Annotated in this window: 26 protein-coding genes; 17 read left to right on the top strand and 9 right to left on the bottom strand. The window is 64.8% G+C overall.

Annotation, left to right across the window (positions count from 1 at the left end; translation table 11 throughout):
* Nucleotides 1-3 precede the first annotated feature (3 nt).
* From CS1BSM3_RS05420 to CS1BSM3_RS05405, 4 genes are all read right to left on the bottom strand, one after another.
* Entirely contained in the window at nucleotides 4-480 is a 477-nt protein-coding gene (locus tag CS1BSM3_RS05420; protein ID WP_072386008.1) for a pilus assembly protein N-terminal domain-containing protein, read from the bottom strand.
* A gap of 115 nt (nucleotides 481-595) precedes the next feature.
* Nucleotides 596-1,711 carry a mandelate racemase/muconate lactonizing enzyme family protein gene (locus CS1BSM3_RS05415; protein WP_072386007.1) on the bottom strand — a complete coding sequence of 372 codons (1,116 nt, stop codon included), beginning with the start codon at nucleotides 1,709-1,711 and terminating at the stop codon, nucleotides 596-598.
* Between the two features lie 14 nt (nucleotides 1,712-1,725).
* Nucleotides 1,726-2,715: a zinc-dependent alcohol dehydrogenase gene (locus tag CS1BSM3_RS05410; RefSeq protein WP_072386006.1), complete on the bottom strand. Its 990-nt coding sequence runs from the start codon at nucleotides 2,713-2,715 to the stop codon at nucleotides 1,726-1,728.
* Nucleotides 2,716-2,788: 73 nt separating this feature from the next.
* Nucleotides 2,789-3,637, bottom strand: coding sequence for a fumarylacetoacetate hydrolase family protein (locus CS1BSM3_RS05405; RefSeq protein ID WP_072386005.1), 849 nt, complete (start codon nucleotides 3,635-3,637; stop codon nucleotides 2,789-2,791).
* Nucleotides 3,638-3,941: 304 nt separating this feature from the next.
* Here CS1BSM3_RS05405 and CS1BSM3_RS05395 point away from each other — a divergent pair, with 304 nt between their 5' ends.
* From CS1BSM3_RS05395 to CS1BSM3_RS05325, 15 genes are all read left to right on the top strand, one after another.
* Entirely contained in the window at nucleotides 3,942-4,709 is a 768-nt protein-coding gene (locus CS1BSM3_RS05395; protein WP_072386003.1) for an SDR family NAD(P)-dependent oxidoreductase, read from the top strand.
* A 200-nt stretch (nucleotides 4,710-4,909) separates the two neighbouring features.
* Nucleotides 4,910-5,890, top strand: coding sequence for a tripartite tricarboxylate transporter substrate binding protein (locus CS1BSM3_RS05390; protein WP_072386002.1), 981 nt, complete (start codon nucleotides 4,910-4,912; stop codon nucleotides 5,888-5,890).
* Nucleotides 5,891-5,996: 106 nt separating this feature from the next.
* Nucleotides 5,997-6,968 (top strand): tripartite tricarboxylate transporter substrate binding protein, encoded by a 972-nt coding sequence (locus CS1BSM3_RS05385; RefSeq protein ID WP_072386001.1) that lies wholly within the window; start codon nucleotides 5,997-5,999, stop codon nucleotides 6,966-6,968.
* Between the two features lie 185 nt (nucleotides 6,969-7,153).
* Nucleotides 7,154-7,618 (top strand): tripartite tricarboxylate transporter TctB family protein, encoded by a 465-nt coding sequence (locus tag CS1BSM3_RS05380; RefSeq protein WP_174263629.1) that lies wholly within the window; start codon nucleotides 7,154-7,156, stop codon nucleotides 7,616-7,618.
* Nucleotides 7,619-7,628: 10 nt separating this feature from the next.
* Nucleotides 7,629-9,134 carry a tripartite tricarboxylate transporter permease gene (locus CS1BSM3_RS05375; RefSeq protein ID WP_072386000.1) on the top strand — a complete coding sequence of 502 codons (1,506 nt, stop codon included), beginning with the start codon at nucleotides 7,629-7,631 and terminating at the stop codon, nucleotides 9,132-9,134.
* Between the two features lie 240 nt (nucleotides 9,135-9,374).
* Complete coding sequence (locus tag CS1BSM3_RS05370; protein ID WP_072385999.1) at nucleotides 9,375-10,193, top strand: carbon-nitrogen hydrolase family protein; 819 nt, start codon at nucleotides 9,375-9,377, stop codon at nucleotides 10,191-10,193.
* 175 nt (nucleotides 10,194-10,368) lie between these two features.
* On the top strand, nucleotides 10,369-10,557 hold the full coding sequence (locus CS1BSM3_RS05365) for a hypothetical protein (RefSeq protein WP_072385998.1): 189 nt from the start codon (nucleotides 10,369-10,371) through the stop codon (nucleotides 10,555-10,557).
* Nucleotides 10,558-10,698: 141 nt separating this feature from the next.
* On the top strand, nucleotides 10,699-10,944 hold the full coding sequence (locus CS1BSM3_RS05360; protein ID WP_072385997.1) for a CDGSH iron-sulfur domain-containing protein: 246 nt from the start codon (nucleotides 10,699-10,701) through the stop codon (nucleotides 10,942-10,944).
* Between the two features lie 418 nt (nucleotides 10,945-11,362).
* On the top strand, nucleotides 11,363-12,280 hold the full coding sequence (locus tag CS1BSM3_RS05355) for a branched-chain amino acid ABC transporter permease (RefSeq protein WP_072385996.1): 918 nt from the start codon (nucleotides 11,363-11,365) through the stop codon (nucleotides 12,278-12,280).
* A gap of 5 nt (nucleotides 12,281-12,285) precedes the next feature.
* On the top strand, nucleotides 12,286-13,722 hold the full coding sequence (gene livM, locus CS1BSM3_RS05350; RefSeq protein WP_072385995.1) for a high-affinity branched-chain amino acid ABC transporter permease LivM: 1,437 nt from the start codon (nucleotides 12,286-12,288) through the stop codon (nucleotides 13,720-13,722).
* Nucleotides 13,722-14,630 (top strand): ABC transporter ATP-binding protein, encoded by a 909-nt coding sequence (locus CS1BSM3_RS05345; RefSeq protein ID WP_072385994.1) that lies wholly within the window; start codon nucleotides 13,722-13,724, stop codon nucleotides 14,628-14,630. Before livM ends, CS1BSM3_RS05345 begins: the two co-directional genes overlap by 1 nt.
* Nucleotides 14,627-15,352 carry an ABC transporter ATP-binding protein gene (locus CS1BSM3_RS05340; RefSeq protein WP_072385993.1) on the top strand — a complete coding sequence of 242 codons (726 nt, stop codon included), beginning with the start codon at nucleotides 14,627-14,629 and terminating at the stop codon, nucleotides 15,350-15,352. The genes CS1BSM3_RS05345 and CS1BSM3_RS05340 overlap by 4 nt, the downstream gene beginning before the upstream one ends.
* Before the next feature lie 17 nt (nucleotides 15,353-15,369).
* Nucleotides 15,370-15,726: a DUF6867 family protein gene (locus CS1BSM3_RS05335; protein ID WP_072385992.1), complete on the top strand. Its 357-nt coding sequence runs from the start codon at nucleotides 15,370-15,372 to the stop codon at nucleotides 15,724-15,726.
* 176 nt (nucleotides 15,727-15,902) lie between these two features.
* Complete coding sequence (locus tag CS1BSM3_RS05330) at nucleotides 15,903-17,018, top strand: branched-chain amino acid ABC transporter substrate-binding protein (RefSeq protein ID WP_072385991.1); 1,116 nt, start codon at nucleotides 15,903-15,905, stop codon at nucleotides 17,016-17,018.
* 4 nt (nucleotides 17,019-17,022) lie between these two features.
* Nucleotides 17,023-18,198, top strand: coding sequence for an ABC transporter substrate-binding protein (locus CS1BSM3_RS05325; RefSeq protein WP_083528303.1), 1,176 nt, complete (start codon nucleotides 17,023-17,025; stop codon nucleotides 18,196-18,198).
* A gap of 73 nt (nucleotides 18,199-18,271) precedes the next feature.
* Here CS1BSM3_RS05325 and CS1BSM3_RS05320 read toward each other — a convergent pair whose 3' ends face one another.
* The 3 genes from CS1BSM3_RS05320 to CS1BSM3_RS28190 all read right to left on the bottom strand — a co-directional run bounded on the left by CS1BSM3_RS05320 (nucleotide 18,272) and on the right by CS1BSM3_RS28190 (nucleotide 19,814).
* Nucleotides 18,272-18,529, bottom strand: a complete 258-nt coding sequence (locus CS1BSM3_RS05320) for a PepSY domain-containing protein (protein WP_072385989.1) — start codon at nucleotides 18,527-18,529, stop codon at nucleotides 18,272-18,274.
* 182 nt (nucleotides 18,530-18,711) lie between these two features.
* A complete protein-coding gene (locus CS1BSM3_RS05315; protein WP_072385988.1) occupies nucleotides 18,712-19,071 on the bottom strand; it encodes a response regulator in 360 nt (119 codons plus the stop codon).
* A 362-nt stretch (nucleotides 19,072-19,433) separates the two neighbouring features.
* A complete protein-coding gene (locus CS1BSM3_RS28190) occupies nucleotides 19,434-19,814 on the bottom strand; it encodes a hypothetical protein (protein WP_174263628.1) in 381 nt (126 codons plus the stop codon).
* 353 nt (nucleotides 19,815-20,167) lie between these two features.
* Between CS1BSM3_RS28190 and CS1BSM3_RS05305 the strand changes: the two genes are divergently transcribed.
* Both CS1BSM3_RS05305 and CS1BSM3_RS05300 read left to right on the top strand, forming a co-directional pair.
* Complete coding sequence (locus tag CS1BSM3_RS05305) at nucleotides 20,168-20,377, top strand: hypothetical protein (protein WP_072385986.1); 210 nt, start codon at nucleotides 20,168-20,170, stop codon at nucleotides 20,375-20,377.
* 3 nt (nucleotides 20,378-20,380) lie between these two features.
* Complete coding sequence (locus tag CS1BSM3_RS05300; protein WP_072385985.1) at nucleotides 20,381-20,575, top strand: hypothetical protein; 195 nt, start codon at nucleotides 20,381-20,383, stop codon at nucleotides 20,573-20,575.
* Between the two features lie 172 nt (nucleotides 20,576-20,747).
* Here CS1BSM3_RS05300 and CS1BSM3_RS05295 read toward each other — a convergent pair whose 3' ends face one another.
* Both CS1BSM3_RS05295 and CS1BSM3_RS05285 read right to left on the bottom strand, forming a co-directional pair.
* Nucleotides 20,748-21,983: a S1 family peptidase gene (locus CS1BSM3_RS05295; RefSeq protein ID WP_072385984.1), complete on the bottom strand. Its 1,236-nt coding sequence runs from the start codon at nucleotides 21,981-21,983 to the stop codon at nucleotides 20,748-20,750.
* 571 nt (nucleotides 21,984-22,554) lie between these two features.
* The gene (locus CS1BSM3_RS05285; protein ID WP_072385983.1) at nucleotides 22,555-23,460 is read right to left on the bottom strand and encodes a LysR family transcriptional regulator; all 906 of its coding nucleotides are present in this window, start codon (nucleotides 23,458-23,460) and stop codon (nucleotides 22,555-22,557) included.
* Nucleotides 23,461-23,600 lie beyond the last annotated feature (140 nt).

The raw sequence follows: 23,600 nt of genomic DNA, 5'->3' as shown, positions 1-23,600 counted from the left end.
GGCTCAGTTGCTGGAGCCGCCCGTGTCGTCCGCTGCCTTGTCGGAGAACTGGGTCTTGCCCTGGAAGCCGGCCCGGACCTCGCCGAAGAACTTCGGATCGTCGCCGGCCATCAGGCTCGGATTGCACTGCGGCGCGCAATTGTACGTCTCACGCTTCAGGCCGCGATAGAGGCTGACCTGGCTCGTGCCGTCGCGCACCACGACGACGCGCTGGTCCTGGATGACGTTGCGGTCTGAGTCGAGGGCGATCACGTTCGTGATGCCGAACGTCTTGCCGGTCACGACCAGCAGGTTCGGGGTCTGCACGGTCACGTCGGCGATGCTCGGATTGCCGATGATGATCGAGGCAACCGGGCGCGGGATCCGCAGGAGCTGCGACTGGTCGTACTTGACGACGAGATCGCCGGCGACGGCGGTCGGGGCCAGCGCGGCAAGCGCCAATCCGGCAAGAGCAATACGGGTGACGGCTTTGGCAGTCATCAGGGGCCATCCTCGGCGAGCGGGGTGGAGCAATTCTTGCCGAGTTAGCCACCAATTGGTGAAGGAAAGGCAAACGGCCGGCTTGGAATAGCCCGCTGCTGCCCACCGAGGACGATCAGCGGGCCTTAACTTCATTCCCGCCAACGCGGTGGTCCTTCAGGACTTCCGGTTTGAAGGCGACGCCGTGGCCCGGCGCCTCGCCCGGCTTGAGCACGCCGTCCCTGGGTATGGCGGGGCTCACCCAGAGATCGTCGTTCCAATCCATGTACTCGAGGTAGTTGGCATTCGGGATCGACGCCATCACGTGCACGGTCAACTCATGGAAGAGGTGCGGTGCGATCTGGATGCCCCACGTGTCGGCAATGGCCGCGATCTTGCGGAGCTCGGTGAGGCCGCCGCGCATGGGATCGGGCTGGAGAATGGGTGACGAGGGCGTCGTGAAGAACGGGCGCAGGTCATAGCGCGTGAAGTGGCTCTCGCCGCCGACGACACGCGTCTTCAGTGCGGCTGCAACTCGCTGGTAGCCGGAAAAGTCCTCGCACACGACGGGCTCTTCGAGCCAATAGGGATCGGCCTCGTCGATGTGATGGCCCGCCTGGATGGCGGTGTCGGCCGTCCAACCCATATTGACGTCGATCATGATCTCGATGCCGGGGCCGAGCGCTTCGCGCATGGCGTGGACATTGCGCACGTCCTCGCGCCAGGGGCGGAGATGCGCAACCTGCATCTTGATGGCCTTCATGCCCATGCCGACGAAGTACTTCGCGCGATCGATCATGCCGTCGCGGCCGAGCCCGCGCCAGCAGCCGGAGCCGTACGCGGGAACCGACGCGCGTGCGTTGCCCCAGAGCCGATGCAGCGGCAGGCCGGCACGCTTGCCGACGATATCCCAGAGCGCGATGTCCACGGCCGACATGGCGAAGATCGCAACGCCCGCACGCCCGACGCGGTACGTGCTCTTCCAGAGCGACTGCCAGATGCCCTCGACCTCGGTTGCGTCACGGCCGAGGATCCTCGGTGCGATCATCTCCTCGAGACAGGCTGCGATGGTCGCGGAGCCGTCGCCGAGAATGTGCAGATAGCCCAGGCCGGTGAGACCGCCCTTCGTCGCGATCTCGACCACCACGAACTGGCGCGGCGTCGGATCGACGATGCCGGCTGCGGGTGGGCCGTCGCGCCAGGGTACGCTGAGCAGCGTGGTCTTCAGGGCGGTGATGGTCGTGTCGGTCATGCGTGCGCGCTCTCTCACATCTTGAGGAGGATCTTGGCCGAGGCGACTTTGCCGGCAGCGAGTTCGGCGAAGGCGGTGCCACCTTCGGAGAGGGGCCGCGCCTCTGTCCAATCAATGGGGCCGAAGATGCCCGCGGCGAGGCCTGCGAGCGTCTCGCGGAACTCGACGGGCGTGTAGCAGTACGAGCCGATGAAGGTCACTTCCTGCAGCGTGAGCTTGCGCACGTCGATGCCGCCCTCGGCCGAGCCGAGGCCGATGTGGACGATCGCGCCGCCCGGTGCGACGAGACGGCAGGCTTCGCTGCGCGAGGCCGTGCCGCCATAGGCATCGAGCACGAGATCCATGGAAGCCGCTGCCGGTGGAGTACTAGCGGGGTCGTACGCGCCGAAGCGGCCCTTGCTCTCGAGGCGCACGCGGCGGATGGCGCTCGTCTCGGCAATGAGGATGTTGCGCGCACCGCGGGATTCGAGCACCTGAGCGACGCAGAGGCCGATGGCACCGCCGCCGATGACGGCAACGCGCGCGGCGGCAAGCGGCATGTGAAGCGCCCGCTCGCCGAGATTGACGGCGTGATAGCCGACCGCGAGCGGCTCGGTGAGGGCTGCGATGTCGGTCGCGAGGCCTTCGGGAATGGGAACGAGGTTCTGCTCAGGCGCGCGGACCAACTCGGCGAAGGCGCCTGCGCGCGGCATCATGGACATGATCTGGCGCGAGCGGCAGACATGGGGCCGGCCACCCCGGCAGGCATCGCACGTGCCGCACGTCACCAGTGGATTGAGCGCGACGCGTCTGCCTTTGTAGGCGCCCGAGGTTGCGACGCCTGCCGCCTCGTGGCCGAGGATCTGCGGTGGTGGGCGGCGCTCGTCGTGGCCGAGATAGGCGTGCATGTCCGAGCCGCAGATGCCGCAGACGTCGACCTTCACGACGACGTCCTCATTGGCCTGCGGATCGGGCTCATCCCGGAAGACCAGCGTCTTCGGACCGGTATAGACCAGCGCTTTCATGGGCGTGCCTCCCGGGGCAAGCCGGCACGCCTCTTGTTTTCGAATTGCGGGCGCGCCGGCGCAGTAGAGCTTTTTAGAGCTTGAAGGGCACGACCTTCTGCTGCTGCGTGCCGAGACCCTCGATCGTGAGCTTCATCACGTCGCCGGCCTTGAGGAAGGTCGGTGGCTTCATGCCGAGGCCGACGCCCGGCGGCGTGCCCGTGGTCACGACGTCACCCGGCTCGAGCACCATGAACTGCGAGAGATAGTGCAGGATGAAGTCGCACTTGAAGATCATCGTATTCGTGGAGCCGGACTGCGCGCGCTTGCCGTTGAGATCGAGCGACATGGTGAGGTTGTTCACGTCCTTGACCTCGTCGGCCGTGACGAGCCAAGGGCCGAGCGGGCCGAACGTCTCGGCGCACTTGCCCTTCATCCACTGGCCGCCGCGCTCCATCTGGAAGGCGCGCTCGGAGACGTCGTTGCAGATGGTGTAGCCGGCGATGTGGCTCTTGGCGTCCTTGAGATCGACATAGCGCGCGCGCTTGCCGACGACGAAGGCGATCTCGAGCTCCCAGTCGAGCTTGGTCGAGTCGCGCGGGATCATCACGTCGTCATTGGGTCCGCAGATGCAGTTCGTGAGCTTGTAGAAAACGATCGGCTCGGCAGGAATGGGCTGGCCGGCCTCCTTGGCGTGGTCGGCATAGTTTAGGCCGATGGCGAGGAAGTTCTTCACGTTGCCGACCGGCGCGCCGAGGCGCACGCCGGCGGGTGCTGCCGGCAGCGAGGCGGGATCGAGGGCGCGCAGCTTGGCGAGGCCCGCGTCGCTCAGCGTGCTGCCGTCGATGTCCTTCACGTGACCCGAAAGATCCCGGATCGTGCCGTCGGAACCGACAAGGCCGGGCTTCTCGGCGCCGTGCGCACCGAAGCGAACGAGCTTCATGGGCTTTCACTCCTCTGAGGGATTTTTGATTGGGCTCCGCATGCGTAGGGCGCAGGCGGGGTCCTGTCCAGAGCCATTGCCACCCGATGGCAAGCCTGCTCAGATGCGCTAGTGTGATGATCGAGAAATTCGCCACAGACCGCGGCCAGGCATCGAGCGAATTTCTCGATCTGAATCACACTAGCAAGATCATGTTCCTAGTGTCCCTATTGATTCCGAAGTTCGCACGGGACCCAGCATCGAGGCGTGGCGAACTTCGGAATCGGGACACGAGGGCCCAATTTCCCACCGAGGAGACACAACGATGAAGAACCCCTTCGATCTCAAGGGTCAGGTCGCGCTGATCACCGGCTCGAGCCGTGGCATCGGCCGTTCCATTGCCGAGATCATGGCGGGGCTTGGGGCCAAGGTGGTCGTTTCGAGCCGCAAGGCGGACGCCTGCGAGGAGGTTGCGACGGCCATCCGCAAGGACGGCGGCGACGCGCACGTCATTCCCTGCAACATCGGCCGGCGCGAGGAGGTCGAGATGCTCGTCAAGGGCACGCTCGACAAGTACGGCAAGATCGACGCGCTCGTGTGCAATGCCGCGGTGAACCCGTACTACGGCCCGCTCGGTGGCATCTCCGACGAGCAGTTCGACAAGATCATGGCGACCAACATCAAGTCGAACCTCTGGCTCGCCAATCTCGCGATCCCCGGTATGGCCGAGCGCGGCGGCGGCACGGTGACCATCATCTCTTCGATCGGCGGTATTCGCGGCTCGAGCATCCTCGGCGCGTACGGCATCTCGAAAGCCGCCGATTTCGCACTCGCACGCGCGCTCGCCGTCGAGTGGGGGCCGAAGAACATCCGCGTGAACTGCATTGCCCCGGGCCTCGTGAAGACCGACTTCGCAAAGGCACTGTGGGAGGACGAGGCGAACCTCGAGCGCCGTCTCGTCACGACACCGCTGCGCCGCATCGGCGAGCCCGATGACATCGGCGGTATCGCGGCGTTCCTGGCGGCGCCGGCGGGTGCCTTCATCACCGGTCAGGTGATCGTCGCCGATGGCGGCGTGACGATCGGCTCCTGAGGCCCGGAACCGGGGTTTGCAGCGCTGGACAAGCGCATCCTGACAGGCCACTGTCGGGAGAAGAAAATCCGTTCTGCAACGACAGGGCGGAAACACCACAAAGCCCGGCCGCGGCGCCTTTGGCCACCGCGACGGGCGCTCCGTCTGTAGTCGAACAAAAATCCCGCACAAAAGCGGGAAGCATCAAGGGAGGACTTGTTATGACCCGTCGCCGGGTAGTTGCTGCTATTGCTGCTTTTGGATTGCTTCCGGCTGTATTCTCATTTCATGCGCCAGCCTATGCACAGGCCTATCCCGCAAAGCCCATCACGCTGATCGTGCCGTGGCCCGCAGGTGGCTCGACCGACATTTCCATGCGCGCGATCGCGAAAGGCGCCGAGAAGCATCTCGGCCAGCCCGTCATCGTCGACAACAAAGGCGGCGCCTCGGGCACGCTCGGGCCCGCGACCATGGCGGCCACGGCGAAGCCTGACGGCTACACCATCTCGCAGATCCCCATCACGATCTTCCGCTTGCCGCTCATGAAGAACCAGAAGGTCTCGTGGAACCCCGACACGGACTTCACGTACATCGTCCATCTGACGGGCTACGCCTTTGCCGTCGGCGTCAGAGGCGAGAGTCCGTTCAAGAAGTGGCAGGACGTGGTCGACTTCGCCAAAGCCAATCCCGGCAAGGTCTCCTACGGCACGCCGGGGGCCGGCACCTCGCTTCACATCGGCATGGAGCTCATTGCCGGCCAGTCCGGCATCCAGCTCACGCATGTGCCCTTCAAGGGAGATGGTGAGCAGCGCGCTGCCGTTCTCGGCGGGCACATCGATATGGCGGTTGGCGGCAGCGGGCTCGTGCCCTTCGTGGCCGACGGCACCATGCGCGCGCTCATGATCTGGACCAAGGAGCGCGCCAAGGCGTGGCCGGATGTGCCGACGCTGAAGGATCTGGGCTATCCCTGGGTCTTCGACAGCCCGTTCGGTATCGCCGGCCCGAAGGGGATGGATCCCAAGCACGTTCAGATCTTGCACGATGCCTTCAAGAAGTCGCTGGACGATCCGGAGACGCTCGCGGTCCTCGACAAGTTCTTCATGGTCCCGAACTACGCCGACCAGAAAGGATATCTGGAGATTATCAAGCAGACGACTGCCTACGAAAAGCAGGCTCTGGAGCGAATTGGACTTGCCAAGTAGCGCCGCGATCGGGCATTGGGCCCTTATCACGTTTTCGAGAGCAAGGCCGTCTATGAGCAGGCGGCCGGCGGCGGCGCCGCAAGAATTCGCAAACCGGAGGAAACGCATGAGGATCAGGAATATTGTCACATCGACGCTGGCGGCTGCCGTCGTCGCAGCCACGGCGACGATGGCCGCGGCGCAGAGCTACCCGACCAAGCCGATCACGATGATCGTGCCCTGGCCGGCAGGTGGCTCGACCGACGTCGCCATGCGCGCGATCGCGGAAGGCGCCTCGAAGATCCTCGGCCAGCCGATCGTCGTCGACAACAAGGCCGGCGCCTCCGGCACGCTCGGGCCCGCGACGATGGCCGCGACCGCGAAGCCCGACGGCTACACCGTCGCGCAGATGCCGATCACGGTCATGCGCCTGCCGCTCATGCAGAAAGTGAGCTGGGATGCCGAGAAGAGCTTCACCTACATCATCCACCTGACCGGCTACACGTTCGGCATCACGGCCAAGGCCGACGGACAGTTCAAGACGTGGCAGGACGTCGTCACCTATGCCAAGGCCAATCCGGGCAAGGTGACGTACGCGACGCCGGGCTCCGGCACCTCGCTCCACATCGGTATGGAGCAGATCGCGGAAGCCGCGGGCATCAAGCTGACGCAGGTTCCCTTCAAGGGCGGCGCGGAGACCAACGCGGCGGTCCTCGGCGGACACACGATGCTGCAAGCGGACTCGACGGCGTGGAAGCCGCTCGTCGATGCCGGCCAGCTCCGCCTCCTCGCAATCTGGACGGCCGATCGCAGCAAGATCTGGAAGGACACGCCGACGCTCAAGGAGCTCGGCTATCCCTTCGTCTTCGATAGCCCGTTCGGTCTCGCCGGTCCCAAGGGCATCGATCCGAAGATCGTGCAGATCCTGCACGATGCTTTCAAGAAGTCGCTCGAGGATCCGGCGACCATCGCTGCGCTCGAGCGCTACGACATGGTCCCGCGCTACATGAATACGGCCGACTACAACACGTTCGTGAAGCAGGTCATCGAGCAGGAGACCGCGGCGCTCAGCAAGATCGGCCTTCTCAAGAAGGACTGATCGCTCTCAATCCCCTCTCCCCGTTCTTACGGGGAGAGGGTTAGGGTGAGGGGCGGCGGCATACGCCGACGTCTACGATTGCGCCGCCCCTCACCCCGACCCTCTCCCCATTGAAGACAATGGGGAGAGGGGGAAGAAGTCGGGCACGGCCCAACAGAGAAGAACATCGGGAGGAGACGATTTCGTTGCTGCGTAATGCTCAGCTGTGGGGAGGGCTTTTCTGGCTCGCCTTCGGCCTCTTCATCGCCTTCCAGGGCTACGAGCTCGGCCTCGGACAGGCACGCGAACCGGGCTCCGGCTTCGCGATCTTCTGGCTCGGCCTGATGATGGCGGCCTTCGCCACCTCGATCGTCTTCAGCGCCATCAAGAACGGCAGCGAGGACATCGCGAGCCTGTGGCGCGACACGCGCTGGCCCAAGGTGCTGCTGATCATCGTGATGCTGCTCGTCTTCGGCTTCCTCTTCGAGACGATCGGCTTCGTCATCTGCTCGCTCGTCCTGTTGCTCGTGCTCATGCGCGTCGTGGACCCCGTGCCCTGGCCGACGGCGTTGCTCGTCTCGTTCGGTGCCACGTTCGGCATGTGGTACTGCCTGAACAAGCTATTGATGATCCAGCTTCCCAATGGGTGGCTGAGCCCCTGGCTCGGTTGAGGAGCGCCCCATGGAAATCCTTTCGGCGCTCGGCCACGGCTTCGCAGTAGCGCTTCAGCCCATCAATCTGATGGCCTGCTTCTTCGGCGTGTTCATCGGCACGCTCGTCGGCGTGCTCCCCGGCATCGGGCCGGTCTCGGCCATGGCGCTGCTGCTGCCGGTCACGCTCTCGGGCTCGCCTGAAGCCGGCATCATCATGATGGCCGGCATCTACTACGGTTCCATGTACGGCGGCTCCACGACCTCGATCCTGGTCAACATCCCGGGCGAGGCGGCCTCCGTCATCACCTGCCTCGACGGCCACCAGATGGCCAAGAACGGCCGCGCCGGCCCCGCGCTCGGCATTGCCGCGATCGGCTCGTTCGTCGCCGGCACGTTCGCCATCGTGGCGCTGATGCTGGTGGCCCCCTGGCTCGCCAAGTTCGCCATTGCTTTCGGTCCGCCCGAGTATTTCAGCCTCATGGTGCTCGGCCTGACGGTCCTCGCCTTCCTCACGCAGGGCTCCATGGCGAAGTCCCTGCTCATGGCCTGCGTCGGCGTCACGCTCGGCCTCGTCGGCATCGACCAGATCACGGCGGCACCGCGCCTCACCTTCGATCGCCTCGAGCTGCTCGATGGCGTCGGCCTCATTCCGGTGGTCATGGGCCTCTTCGGCGTCGCCGAGATCCTCGCCAACATCGAGCGCAGCGTACAGCGCGAGGTCGTCTCCGCGCGCATCGGCAGCCTTTGGCCCACCCTTCAGGATTGGGCCTACTCGAAATGGGCGATCGCGCGCGGCACCATCTTGGGCTTCTTCCTCGGCATTCTGCCCGGCGGCGGCGCGGTCATCTCCTCGTTTGCCTCGTACGCGCTCGAGCGCCGGCTCTCCAAGCGCCCCGAGATGTTCGGCAAGGGTGCCATCGAGGGCGTCGCAGGGCCTGAAGCGGCGAACAATTCGGCGGCCGGCGGCGCGTTCATTCCCCTGCTCACGCTCGGCATTCCGCCGAATGTGGTGATGGCGCTGCTGCTCGGTGCCTTCATCATCCACGGCATTCAGCCGGGCCCGCTCCTCATCACGCAGAACCCGGGGATCTTCTGGGGCATCGTTGCCAGCATGTACATCGGCAACATCATGCTGCTGATCCTGAACTTCCCGCTGATCGGCATGTGGGTGCAGGTGCTGAAGGTGCCCTACAAGCTGCTCTTCCCGCTGATCCTGATGTTCTGCATCGTCGGTGTGTTCAGCTCGGGCAGTGCCGTCTTCGACGTGTTCGTCATGACGGTCTTCGGTCTCATCGGCTATCTCATGCGCAAGTTCGGCTATGAGCCGGCGCCGCTGGTGCTCGCCTTCGTGCTCGGGCCCATGGTCGAGAACAACCTCAGGAAGTCGCTCATCCTCTCGCAGGGCGATTTCTCGGTCTTCATCGAGCGGCCGATCTCGCTCGCCTGCCTGATCGTGGCAGCGGCGATGATCCTGGCGCCGCTCCTGCCGGTGCTTCGTGCAAAGCGGGAGGCCGTGGCGCTCGATCAGGAGTAAGCGCGCGGGCGTCCGCGGTATTGCGGGCGCCCTATTGCTGCGGGATTTTGCGGACGGCAGACAGCGCCCCTGCTGGCGCAACATGTCTGCATAGCCGCCCTCGCCATAGTACCACGGCGGAGGGAGACACCTCTTTCCTGCAGGCCGGGACTTGGCGCAAGATGTCCGCAGGGCCGCCCTCGCCATAGCACCACGGTGGAGGGTGACGCCTCTTTCCTGCAGGCGAGGGCAAGAAAAACAATGCGCATCACCGTCGTCCAGACCAACTCCATCCACGACAAGGCGAAGAACATCGCCCAGGCCCTCGACCTCATGACGCGGGCCGTCGAGACGGACCGGCCGGATGTGCTGGTGCTTCCCGAGGTGTGGAACTGGCGCGGCGGCACGACGGCCACCAAGATCGCCAATGCCGACCGCATTCCCGGCGGCGAGGCCTACGAAGCCATCCAGGCTTTTGCCCGTACGCACAAGGTGTGGGTGCACGGCGGCAGCATGATCGAGCTGATCCCCGGCGGCAGTCAGGTCTACAACACGACCTGCGTGTTCGATCGCTCGGGGACCGAGGTCGCGCGCTATCGCAAGATCCACATGTTCGACATCACCGCGCCGGACGGCACGCCCTACAACGAAAGCGCGACCGTGAAGGCCGGCACGGACGTCGTGCTCTACGACCTCGAAGGCTTCAAGGTCGGCTGCACCATCTGCTACGACATGCGCTTCGCCGAGCTCTACCTCGCGCTCGCCAAGGCCGGCGCCGACATCATCATGGTGCCCTCATCTTTCACGCTGCAGACGGGCAAGGACCACTGGGAGGTTCTGCTGCGGGCGCGGGCCATCGAGACACAGACGTACATCGTGGCGCCTGGGCAGTACGGCCCCTTCGTCGATGGCAGTGGTGCGACGCGGCTCTCGTACGGCCACAGCCTGATCGCCGATCCCTGGGGGCACGTGATCGCCAAGGTGTCCGATGGCACCGGCTACGCGACCGCCAACATCGAGCGCGATCAGATCACGCGCGTGCGCGGCCTGATCCCCGTCGCGAGCCACCGGCGGCTTTAGACTTCCGCGCCAAAATTGTTGCCCTGATGCATCGTGTCCGCACGCGGATATTCCGCGACGCCCGGCGTTAACCTTTTGTTAACCGCATCAGCTCTCATTACGTAATCGTTAATTTCGCCGGAAACCCCGGCCGTGACGCGTATCTCATCAGAGCGCCCCCGGTTGGAGGTGAGCCATGGCGACGATACTCGATTTTCCCGAGATGCATGTGGCCCCGCGCAGGCGGCCGATGCGCCGTAGCAAAGCCCCGGGCGAGGTCATCCTCTTCCCGGGTGTGCGCTACGAGCGCTGGGACGATGCGCCCCGTGAGCCGGAAGCGCGGCAGCAAACCGTGGTCCGCGATCGTCTGCAGCTCGTCGAATAGTCGGACGGCGGGGCTCGCGTGCTGCGCCGAACGGCGCTCTTGCCTCATGTCTCGATCCTGGGCCAGATACGGCACCAGGCCATCCTGCTCGGTGGCCTTCCGATCCGTCATGGCAAGGTGACTGGGCAAGGAGTCCGATCGATGTCCGATGAAGCGGTGGTCGCGCAGCTTGGGCCCTATCAGGTCGAGCTCGAGGAAGGCCGGGCTTATTTGTGGTGCAAGTGCGGGCGCTCGTCCCGCCAGCCCTTTTGCGACTCGCAGGGCCACAAGGGGACGTCGATCCTCCCCGTCCGCTTCGTCGCCGAATCTTCGGGCACGTTCAATCTCTGCGGCTGCAAGAGCACGGACGACGAGCCCTTCTGCGACGGTACGCACAACATGCTCTGAGGCGCGCGCGCCTCAGGCTGTGACGGGTGCGGCACAGGATGCCCGTAGAATGGGCGTTCCCGGCCAAGTTGCAGTGCAACCGTGCTTTACTCCGCCGCGCCTTCCCCGCAGACTTTGTTTCCAGCCTTGGGGACGAGCCGATTTTCCTGGAGAAAACTACGACCGGAACGATACCGGCGGATCGAATCGTCTCCCATGGCCCGACCGTAGTAGCGCCGGCGCGCGCCCGATCGAGGTGAGAAGGGAGCGATCTCGTGTGATGATCGAGAAATTCGCCACATCTCGCGGCACGGCATCGAGCGAATTTCTCGCTCTGCATCACGCGAGCAACATTATGATCCTAGTGTCCCTTTTGCTTCCGAAGTTCGCTCGGGACACCAGCGTCGAAGCGGGGCGAACTTCGGAAGCGGGACACTAGGTGGAATATTTCCTCCAGCAGATCATCAACGGCGTTACGCTCGGCTCGATCTACGGCCTGATCGCCATCGGCTACACGATGGTCTTCGGCATCATTGGCATGGTGAACTTCGCCCACGGCGACCTCTTCATGGTCTCCACGTTCATCGCGCTCATCTTCTTCCTGCTGATGACCGCCGTGCTCGGCGTCGGATCGGTGGCCATGGCACTGCTGGTCGTCCTGTTCGCCAGCATGTTCCTGACCTCGCTCTGGAGCTGGGCCATCGAGCGCCTCGCCTATCGGCCGCTGCGCGGCTCCTTCCGCCTCGCGCCGCTCATTTCAGCGATCGGCATGTCGATCTTCCTTATGAACCTGGTGCAGCTCGCCCAGGGACCGCGCAACAAGCCGATCGCGCCCATGCTCAATGACGTCATCACGCTCAAGCAGGGCGCGGCTTACGCGGTCACGATCTCCTACAAGCAGATGATCATCATGCTGGTGACGGTCGCGCTGCTCACGGTCTTCTGGTGGGTGGTGCAGCACACGCCGCTTGGCCGCGCGCAGCGGGCCTGCGAGCAGGATCGGCGCATGGCGGCGCTCCTCGGCATCAACGTCAATCGCACCATCTCGATTACGTTCATCATGGGCGGCGCGCTCGCGGCCGTGGCCGGTGTCCTCTACCTCGTCTACTACGGCGTCGTGAACTTCGCCGACGGCTTCGTGCCGGGCATCAAGGCCTTTACGGCGGCCGTGCTCGGCGGCATCGGCTCGCTGCCGGGCGCCGTGCTCGGCGGCCTGCTGATCGGGCTCATCGAGGCCTTGTGGTCGGCCTATTTCTCGATCGACTACAAGGATGTCGCGGTCTTCTCGATCCTGGCGATCACACTCATCTTCATGCCCTCGGGCCTGCTCGGCAAACCCGAAGTCGAGAAGGTCTGAGCATCATGGCAGGCGGCGAGGCGCGCGGCGGACAGCATCAACCCATCGGCCTCCTGGCCGCAATCTGGGATAGCTGCAAGACGGCGCTGCTCGCGCTCGGCCTCTGCATTCCGATCGTGCTTCTGCGCACGGATCAGGATTTTTCCAATCAGCTCATCCTGGAGCCGCGCGTCGGGCTCACGCTGACGCTCGTCGGCATCGCGTTCGCCGCGCGCCTCGTGTGGCTGCTCGCTGCGAACTGGACGGCGCGCCGACCGACGCCCGTGACGCGCGTGCCGATCCTGGCCGGAATGAGCGTGAGCCCGGAGGCCGCGCGCCGCTTCGCGATCGGCGGGCTCATCTTCCTCTTTGCCTATCCCATGCTGTCGCTGGCGCTGGTCGGGCCGGCCGGCTCCATCAAGTGGATCGACAACTTCGGTATCCAGATCCTGATCTACGTGATGCTCGGCTGGGGCCTCAACATCGTCGTCGGGCTCGCCGGGCTGCTCGATCTCGGCTACGTCGCCTTCTACGCGGTCGGCGCCTACTCGTACGCGCTGCTCGCGTCGAACGATGTCGTGAAGGACTTCATGGCCGAGATGATCGGCCCGTGGTTCTGGCCGGCCTGGGGCTTCTGGCTGTGTCTGCCGGTGGCCGGCATTCTCGCCGCCTTCTGGGGCATCATCCTCGGCTTTCCAGTGCTGCGGCTGCGCGGCGACTATCTCGCCATTGTCACGCTTGCCTTCGGCGAGATCATCCGCCTCGTGCTCATCAACTGGGTCGACGTCACGGGCGGCTATGCCGGCATCTCGGGAATTCCGCGACCGAGTTTCTTCGGCCTTCCGTTCAACGCGTCAGATGAGGGCTTTGCCGCGACCGTCGGCATAGAATTCTCGCCGCTGCATCGCACGATCTTCCTCTTCTATCTGATCCTCGTGCTCGCGCTCATCACCAACGCCGTGACCATCCGCCTGCGCCGCCTGCCTGTCGGGCGCGCCTGGGAGGCACTGCGCGAGGACGAGATCGCCTGCCGCTCGCTCGGCATCAACACCACGAACACCAAGCTCACGGCCTTCGCGATCGGCGCTGGGTTCGGCGGCTTTGCAGGCGCGTTCTTCGCCGCGCGGCAGAACTTCATCAGCCCGGAAAGCTTCACCTTTCTCGAAAGCGCGGTGATCCTCGCGATCGTCGTGCTCGGCGGCATGGGCAGCCAGATCGGCGTCGCCATTGCTGCGATCGCCATGATCGGCGGCACCGAGCTGCTGCGCGAGCTCGACTGGCTGAAGCGCATCTTCGGCGCCGACTTCGATCCGACGCAGTACCGCATGCTGCTGTTCGGCCTCGCCATGGTGATCATCATGATCTGGCGGCCGCGCGGCCTCATCGCCAATCGCAAGCCGACACTGTTTCTCACCACACGCCGCGCCATCTCCGGCGATCTCGTCAAGGAGGGCCACGGCTGATGCGCTGGGAGACGGCGCCACTTCTCGAGATCGAGCATCTGACGATGCGCTTTGGCGGCCTCATTGCCGTCAACGACGTCTCCTTCGCCGCCGGCCGCGGCGACATCACCGCAATCATTGGACCGAACGGTGCCGGCAAGACGACGGTCTTCAATTGCATCACCGGCTTCTACAAGCCGACGTCCGGGCGCATGGTCATGAGCCACACGGGCAACGCGGCTGCCGACGAGGTCGCCGCGCTCACGCGCAGCGGCGCGCGCTTCAGGCGGTACGGGGAGAATGCGCTCTTCCTTCTGGAGCGGATGCCCGACTTCGAGATCGCGGCCAAGGCACGCGTCGCGCGCACGTTCCAGAACATCCGCCTCTTCACGGGCATGACGGCGCTCGAGAACCTGATCGTCGCCCAGCACAATACGCTCATGGAGGCCTCGGGCTGGACCGTGCTCGGTCTCATCGGCCTGCCGCGCTACACGCGCGCCGAGCACGCGGCGATCGAGCGCGCGCGCTACTGGCTCGATCTCATCGGCCTCACGGCACGCGCCGACGACTCGGCCGGCAGCCTGCCCTATGGTGACCAGCGGCGCCTCGAGATCGCACGCGCCATGTGCAGCGATCCGCTGCTGCTCTGTCTCGACGAGCCCGCGGCCGGCCTCAATCCGCGCGAGAGCGCCGAGCTCAACAAGCTGCTCAAGACCATCCAGCGGGAGCACGGTACATCGATCCTGCTCATCGAGCACGACATGTCGGTGGTCATGGGGATTTCGGACCACGTGGTCGTGCTGGAGTATGGGATCAAGATTTCCGACGGGACGCCTGAGCACGTGCGCAATGATCCGAAAGTCATTGCCGCCTATCTCGGCGTCGAGGATGACGAGGTCGAGGCCGTCGCCAAGGGAGAGCTGCCATGAGCAATACTCTCCTCCGCGTTAGTGGCGTCAAAAGCTTCTACGGCAGCATCATGGCGCTGAAGGGCGTCGACATCGAGATTGCGGAAGGCGAGATCGTCTCGCTGATCGGCGCCAACGGTGCCGGCAAGTCGACGCTGATGATGACCATCTGCGGTAACCCCCGCGCGCGTGAAGGCACGATCAGCTTCGCCGGCCAGGACATCACGAAGCTCGAGACGCACGACATCGCGCGCCTGAGGATCGCGCAGTCGCCCGAGGGGCGGCGCATCTTCCCGCGCATGACCGTGCTCGAGAACCTGCAGATGGGGGCCGAGATTGATCGTGCGCGCCACTTCGACGAGGACCTCAAGCGGGTGACGGAGCTTTTCCCGCGCCTGCGCGAGCGTCTCGCACAGCGCGGCGGCACGCTCTCCGGCGGCGAGCAGCAGATGCTGGCCATTGCGCGCGCGCTCATGAGTCGTCCGCGCCTGCTCATGCTCGACGAGCCCTCGCTCGGGCTGGCGCCGATCATCGTGAGACAGATCTTCGATGCTATTCGCGAGCTCAACCGGCGCGAGGGTATGACGATCTTCCTCGTCGAGCAGAATGCCTATCACGCGCTGAAGCTCGCGCACCGCGGCTACGTGATGGTCAATGGCCTCATCACCATGCAGGGGACGGGCCCCGAGCTGCTCGAGCGGCCCGACATCCGCGCTGCTTACCTCGAAGGCGGGCGGCACTAGGACGATCAGGAGAGGTCATGCCCGAATGGCTCTACGACGCGGGACCGAACGGCGACTGGGTCTTTGTGCTGGTTACGGTCGTCATGGGCGGCCTTGCAGCTTATGCGACGGGCAGTGCCATTGCCGCGACCTGGCGGCCGCGCTGGCAGCTCGTCGTCTATGGCTTCCTGATCGCGTGTGCGGTGCGTTTCATCCACTACGCGCTCTTCCATGAGCCCTTCATCGCGCCGCGCAGTTATGTGGTTGATCTCATTGTGCTCATCGCCGCGGCGGCGTTCGGATTTCGCGTCACGCGCCGACGCCAGATGCGCGAGCAGTATGACTGGCTCGCCCCCGGCACGGCCGAGCAGACGGTACGCCGCGCAGATCTCTGATCGTGCACTGTACAGCCTGATCCTCGCTCATGGGACGGCTGTGGATTGGGCGTGACTTTGCCGCACTTTCGAGGAATCCTGCACGGACGGGCGGGATTGTCGCCTGCGCCGGCAGGGTGGGCCCGTGCCGGTCCTCGGATTGCAATAGCCAGTTGGCGAAAAGGGAGAGCAGTTGCATGAAAAAGCTCATGTGGTCGGGGGTGGCCGTTGCGGCGCTGCTCGCGATGACCGGCGTGGCGAGCGCGCAAGTCAAGATCGGTGTCGGAGGTCCGCTGACGGGCGCCAATGCGACCTTCGGGGCGCAGCTCAAGCGGGGTGCCGAGCAGGCTGCCGCCGACATCAATGCCAAGGGCGGCATCAACGGCCAGAAGATCGAGCTTTCATTCGGCGATGACCGCTCCGATCCCAAGGAAGGCGTCTCGGTCGCCAACAAGTTCGTCGGTGACAAGGTGCGGATCGTGCTCGGCCACTTCAACTCGGGCGTCTCGATTCCCGCGTCCGAGGTCTATGCCGAGAACGGCGTGCTGATGATCTCGCCGGCTTCGACGAACCCGCGCCTCACCGAGCGCAATCTCTGGAATACGTTCCGCACCTGCGGCCGCGACGACCAGCAGGGCGAGGTTGCCGGCAAGTATCTGCTGCAGAACTTCAAGGGCAAGAAGGTCGCGATCGTCCACGACAAGACGACCTACGGCAAGGGTCTCGCCGACGAGACGAAGAAGACGATCAATGCCGGCGGCCTCAAGGAAGTCCTCTATGAGGGCGTCAATCCGGGCGAGAAGGATTTCGCGGCGCTCGTCTCGAAGATCAAGGTGTCCGGCGCCGATCTCGTGTACTGGGGTGGGCTGCACACCGAAGGCGGCCTCATCGTGCGCCAGATGCGCGATCAGGGTGTGAAGGCGCCGCTGATGTCGGGCGACGGCATCGCGACCGACGAGTTCGCCGCGATCGGCGGGCCCGGCGTCGAAGGCACGCTCATGACCTTCGCGCCCGATCCGCAGCGCCGGCCGGAAGCGGCTGAGGTCGTGAAGACGTTCATCGCGGCGAACTTCAAGCCCGAGGCCTACACGCTTTATGCTTACGCGACCATTCAGGTGATCGCGGTAGCAGCAACGCAGGCGAAATCGACGGATCCGAAGAAGATCGCCGAGACGATCCGCGGCGGCAAGCCGTTCTCGACCGTCATCGGATCGCTCTCCTTCAACAAGAAGGGCGACATCACGCGGCCCGACTACACGATGTACACGTGGAAGAAGGTCGAGGGCGACAAGATCACCTACGTGCAGAACTGAGCACGTGTTGGTGACGACGCGCTTCAATACGATAACCGGAAGGCAGCCCTCGTGGCTGCCTTTTGGTTTTGTGGCGCTCGGCGTGCTCGGCGCGCTCGTCGGTGCAGCATTGCTTGCGGGAAGGCCGGCAATAGCGCAGGTCCCGAATGGCGACGTCGTGATCCTGGCGGTCGACTCGAGCCGCATTCCCGAGCCCGACGGCGCGGGCCATCGCGTCGCGCTGCGGCCGGTCGGCGATGGTGTCGAGGAAGTTGCCCGCGATCTCAATCAGCGCGGCGGCCTGCTGGGGCGGCGCGTGCGCGTCACTCATGAGAACGACCAGTGCGAGGCCGAGGAAGCGGCCGCCATTGCCGCGCGCGCCGTCGCGAACGGCGTCAGCGTCGTGATCGGGCACCCGTGCTCGAGCGGCGCGATCAAGGCTGCGGCCCTCTACGCCCAGGCCGGCGTTCTCATGATCGCGACCGGGCCGCGCCACCCGCGCCTCACCAGCCCGGTGGCGCATCGCGGCATCTTCCGCCTCGCCGGACGTGACGATCGTCAGGACGAGAGCATCGCCACGCTGATCGCCGCGCGCTTCCCGACCGCGCGGGCGGCGATCATCCATGACCGCAGTGTTCAAGGGCGGGGCATGGCCGAGGAGATCCGGCGGAGCATGATCGCGGCGCAGGTGCCGCCAGTGCTGGTCGCGACGTACACCTCGGGCATCAAGGATCACGCAGCCATCGTCAGCGAGCTCGCCAAGGCCAAGGCGGATCTCGTCGTGTTCCCCGGCCAGCCCTTCGAGGCATCGATGATCCTCGATCAGGCCGATCGCGCGGGCGCGCGGATCGCGACGGCTATCGGCACGGATGTGCTGGCAGCCGACAGGCCGCCGGCGCGGCTGCTCGCGGCCGTGGATGCCTTCCTCGTCATGCTGCCGTGGCCTGGCATGGGCGAAGGCGCCGGCGGAGAGAAAAGTGAGAGCACGGCGCACGAGCTTGCCGCCGCCGCACTCGAAGTGTGGGTGGCAGCCGTCGTCGAAAGCGGGAGCCTTGCCTTGGATCGCGTCACCGGGGTGCTCGAGGCATCAGCGCATCCGACGCGCGTTGGCGCCGTGCGCTTTGATGCCAAGGGCGACGCCGTAGTGCCGTCATACCTGCCGCACGTATGGCGGGATGGCCGCTGGCAGGCGTGGCGCTGAAGCGCCGGACCTCAATTGCGACCTGCGGTCCGGGTCGGGCGTGCCAAAGTCGCTTTGGGCAACCTGCCGTGCGTCAGTCGTCGAGCTCTTTCTTGATCAGCCGGAAGTCGCGATCGAACTCGAAGTCCCACTCGCGGCCGTCGGCGCATTGCGCATCGTCGACTTCGTACTTGCCGTCGTCGAACTCCATCTCGCCGCCGATGCAGCCTTCAGCTTGGAGCAAGTCATCGAGCGTCGCACGCTCCTCGGCCGTCACAGGACGGTCGGCGAAGGCAGGGCTCGTTGCGAGTGCAGCAGCAGCAAAAGCAAGCGCGGCGATCGTTCGGCGCATTAAAATCTCCGGGTTGGGTTTGCGTGGGCGCACGCTGGCGCATTTCATCAACGCGCCCGCGTGCGCTCTGTTCCCACAAACCCGGAAATTCCGTTCTGCGATGTAGATTTTATGGGTCTAAAGCAACTTGAAATTCGCTCCCTGCCCCGCGTCGAGGTGAGGCGAATTTCAAGTCCTTTGCTTTAGTGCAGCAGGCCCGCGACTGTCTCGGCTACCGCGGCGCTGTCTGAAGATTTGGTAAGGACCGGCGCCTTAGGCCACGCTGCAGCGAACTCCGTCGGATCGAACTTCGTGTAGAACATGAAGGGGATGCCGAGATCCTCCAGACGACGGCAGACAGCGGCCGTCGTGTCCGTGCCGAGACGGAGATTGATCACGGCCGCAGACAGGGCCGGATACTCCGCCAGATAGAGCGCGTGGCGCAGCCGATCTGCTGCAAACACCTTCGCGCCAGCTTGAGTGAATTCACTCTCGAGATCACGAGCCACGGCCGGCTCATGCTCTACTACCAGTATCGACTGGCCCTTCAAACGCATCATCATCGCACTACCCCTGTTTCGATGCAGCCGCGTTCGTCTTTGGAGCTAGCGCGCGCACACACCAGGGCGTCAACCTGATTGGCGTGCACTGCACGCGCTGCGCTTTGTCTTCCGTCTAGTCAGCGCGCATGTCCTCAATGAGACAATAAGGGGAGAAAAATCCGATACCTACCAGCCGGTAAACCTGATGCGGCGCAGCAAACCCAGCAAAATGGCTAGCTTCCGGTTGCCGCGATCGCGCGCAGTTGACGAAAGTTTGAACCAGCGAGTGCGGTGCATCCTAGGCACGATCGCGCGAAGTGCAGCGTTCCTGTGGAAAAATCTAAATCAGCGCCCTGACGATGCCGTCTTTCCCATCTAACATATCAGAATGCTTCTGGGGGAAACGGGACGGCAATGTCGGGGGAAAAAAGACCGCATTTGCGGGTGGTTGGTGGCAATGATGCGCTCGTGCGCATGCCCCGGTCGAGCCGGGAGGCGCGCTGGCCACCGCTGCGGGTGATCGAGCCGGATACTTGCGAGGCCGCGCCCGTGCCTTTGCCGGCGCCCGAGGTTGTGCGGCCGTCGATCGTGACCTCGGCACCGAAGCGCGCAGCATGGAGCCAGGCTCTCCTGGCGGGCCTCATGGTCGTGATGCTGAGCAGCGTCGGCCAGGCCATTGCTGCCCACTGGTAATCGGGAAAGCATCTGCTGCAGGCGAAGCCTTGCGCGATGCGTGGGCGCGGCGGTGGCGCCTGCTTGGTCATGGTCCGCGCGCCGTCGCGTGCGCTACCAGCTCGAAGGTGTCGAGCTTCGGGCTGGTCGTGCCGGATCAGGACCCCCAGAACCAACAGAACCCTGGGCCGTCATAGCCCAGGGTTCCTGAAATACCGGGAAGCTTGATGGCTTGAACCGCCCGAGTGAGAGGAGTTGAGCTGATTCATGGGGCGACAGTGCGGCGGGAGCATGGGGCAAATGTGCCCCGGCCGATGAAGCCGACGGGGCCGCTCTCGGCATTGCATCCGCGCAACTGCGCGCAGGTCGTCTCCAGATCGCCGGCGCCGCTTCGGAACCGCCGCGCTCCGGCGGCGTTGTGCCCGCATAGTGCGGGAGTTGTGGCATGGCCGATCCAAGAAGAAAGCTCGACGAGCTTCACGCAATCATCGTTCTGGCAAAGCGGGCCGCCCGTGATGGCGATGTGCCGTCGATGGCGCGCGTCATCGAGGAAATGCACATCCAGACGGGCCTTCTGTTGCGCGAGCTTCGCAAGCCGATGATGCGGAGCGCCAGGGTCTACGATCTGGCCGCCGAGCGCAGGGCGCGGGCTTGAGACATGCTGCAGCAGGCGCATGAGGCCATGGAGAAGATGAGCGCGCTCGCGGCGGCCGTGAAGGACGAGCGCTGGGCCGATGCCGAGCGTTTCATCCACGAGCTGAGCACGACGCTGGATGCGCTCTCGAATGGCATTGGCGAGAAAGTCCGTGCCGAGGCCGGCGCTCGGAAGAGCGACGAACGCGAGCGGCGCTAGAGACGCTAGAAAAGAATCCGATCCGCGACGGAAACCCGAATGGGCTTGCGTTGTTGGAGAGTATGAACGCTCCGAGCCTCCCCCCGTCGATGGAGCGTTCTTCTCAGCCCGGCCCGGTGAGCTTTCCCCCTCAGCTCGCCGGGCTTCGGCGTTTCTGGAGGCTCGGCCGCATTCAGCGGCTACTCGTCTCCAGGCCTCCCGCGCACATCACGAGCACAGCACCGCTGCGCAGGCGCTCGGCAACATCGGGGCCGCTCAAGCGGGGCGCGTTCGGCTCGGCCGCGGCGACGGCAATGCCGTGCGCCTCCATGAACGGAATTGCGTGGGCCGACTTGATCGCGAAGTTCACATTCTGGGGAAAGTCGCCCTTCTCCCGCACCATCGCCAGCGGATTGAGCCGCCCCACGACGACGCCGACGACGTGCCCCCGCTCGTCCACGACAGGGCCGCCGCTGTTTCCCGGCTGCACGGGGGCGGAGAGCTGAAACTGGGCATCGTTGTCATTCATGCCGGCGAGCGCTGCGATATCGCCACGCGAGAAAGTGCCCGCGGAGGCGAGCCTTCCCATGTAGGGAAAACCGAAAATGGAAATGTACTCACCAAGCCTCGTCTCGCGGCGCCATGCGAGCACGGCGGGCGGGTTGATTGGCGGCATGAGCGTCCCGAGCAGGGCCAGGTCGTGCTTGATGTCGGAGGCGCGTACGCGCACAGCCCGGAAGCCGGTGTCCCCGTGCCCTTTGATGCCGATGGCGGAGCAGCCTTCGACGACGTGAGCATTGGTGAGCACGTCGCCGGACGCCGATACATAGAAGCCGGTGCCGGCGGACATGCGCGGGGAGGTCTCGGACTTGGTGTCCCGGTTGACAGAACGCGGCGTGGCCGGGGGCTTGGCGCCTGCCGCGCGGATGGCATTGGCGCAGAGAGAGACAGCGGAAAGGGCAGCTTCGGCGCCGGTCATCCGGTACCGGGCTTTGGCGGTCGTCGTGGAGATGGTGAGCCAGCGGGCGGCGGCAATACGGCTCATCTGCTTCGCCGGAAGCTCCCCGATCACTGCGAGATCACGCGAGAGGCGCCGCGGGACGGCAGGGGGCAAACGCCAATCGTCCACCGTGATGGTGACTTTCTTGCCGATCATTCTCTCGGCGGCCGGCCCGACCATCGCGAGGCTCAGGCGTCCGTCGACGGTGCCGATGAAACCCCAGGCCGCAGCGCCGCTCGCGTCGGGCGCGCTGGTGGGGGCTTTGACGGCCTGACAACCCTGAGCAGAGGTGGAGGATGCAAGCGTCCGCACGCGCCAGCCATCCTTCTCCCAAAGAATGCCCTCGCTGGCGGACATGGGGGAGGAAGAAACAGCACTGACAGCGGCCACTACGACGGCCGCACAGACGGCTCCGGCGCCGATGCGCATGAGACAGGCTCGTGACGTGAATTGGCAGTGTCCCGGGAGGAGTATCGGATGCAACCCGAGACCCCGCCAGTGCAGGAAACCCACATATCCCGCCGGATAGTGAGGCGCTGATTGGGGCGTGCGTTGGGCTGCAAGGCGGCCATCAGAGGGCGAAGCGGTGAGCCGACGCGCAGGGGTTCAAGCCGCCTGGACTATTTCGAACCGGTCGATCCCGGGTGTCGCCAAAACAAGGCATCCCGATCGAAGCCATCGGCCCCGAGCCGTGCTTCGTGCCAATCGCGATCCTGTTGGCGGACGAGCGCTCGATACTGACGCGGCGGCAAGCCGAAGCGCGCGCGGAATGCCCGGCTGAACTGGCTCGTGCCGCCAAACCCACAGCGCTTGGCGACGTCGGTCAGCGTTGCGGAATGGATTCGTATTCCGTCCGCTCACCTCGACGAGTGCGACCCGCTCCGACGAGGCCCGATTGGCTATCCGGAATGTTAGATGCGCTTGGCTTTGCTTCCTTGAGGCTTCGGCCATGCGCTCAGGATTGAGGCTTACTGCTCTCGACGGCAAGGCGCCCGCCGCATCAGGTCGGCCCATACTTCACGGCGACCTTGCGGAGTTCTGCGCTCAGGAGCTTCACCGACGGCGACATGTCCGAGTAGCGACGGCGGATTATGCCCGCCTCGCGCCGGAACTGGAGCTGAGCATGGTCGATAGAAACAATGCCTTGCGCGCTGTAGAACCGGAGCATCTGCGTGGTCAACATCCCGATGCAATCCGAGGCTTTCAGCATGGCGAGCTTCAGCGAGAGGGAATCCGTCTCGACGCCAATTTCCGGCTCGGGCAGACCAGCTTGAGCAAAGACCTGAACCAAGCGCTGGCGAATAAGCTCCCGGGGACCGGGAAGAACCCAACGCTGGCCTGCATAGTCGGCGAGCGACCGCTCCTGCTTTCTTAACAGCGGATGATCCTTGCGGCCGATGACCTTGATGACGTCAGCGGTCAGACGCGAAAAGCGCAGATCAGGATCCACCCGGTTATCAGGTAGCCCGCCGATAACGACATCGAGTTCGCCTTGCCGCAGGCGCTGGATAAGCCGACCCGGAAAGCCCGTATCGACGGTGAAGCGTATATTGGCGTTGATTTCCATGACACGCGCAATGGCAGCCGGAAGATGACGACTGAGCCAGGACGGGCCAGCCCCGATCCGGGCCTGCCCGAACCTGCCACTGGCTATCCCGACGACCTCGATCCGGGCATCCGCGAGTTGGCTCTCGATCAGCCTCGCATGTTTGGCGAGCGCGCGCCCTGACTCCGTCAGCTCGATGCCCCGGCCGCGCCGATGATAGAGGCGGGTGCCCATTTCCTGCTGCAGCCGGTGCATGCTTTTGGAGAGCCCGGACTGCGTCATGCTCATGGCCTCGGCCGCGTGGCTGAGGTTCAAGCGTTCCGCAGTTGCGAGAAATAGTTGGAGCTGGCGGTAGTCCATATCTATGTCTCTTGGTCATGGATTGAGAGACTTTGCGTCACTTGTCGCGTTCAGGCAAGTGCTCCACCAATAAAGCAACAAACGCAAAGCACGCCGCGGCCATGGGCGGGGCGCCAAAGCATTTGCGACCGACTTTTGCC

The sequence above is a fragment of the Hyphomicrobium sp. CS1BSMeth3 genome (assembly GCF_900117415.1).
Classification (GTDB): Bacteria; Pseudomonadota; Alphaproteobacteria; order Rhizobiales; family Hyphomicrobiaceae.
This window is presented reverse-complemented; position numbering and strand designations above follow the sequence as displayed.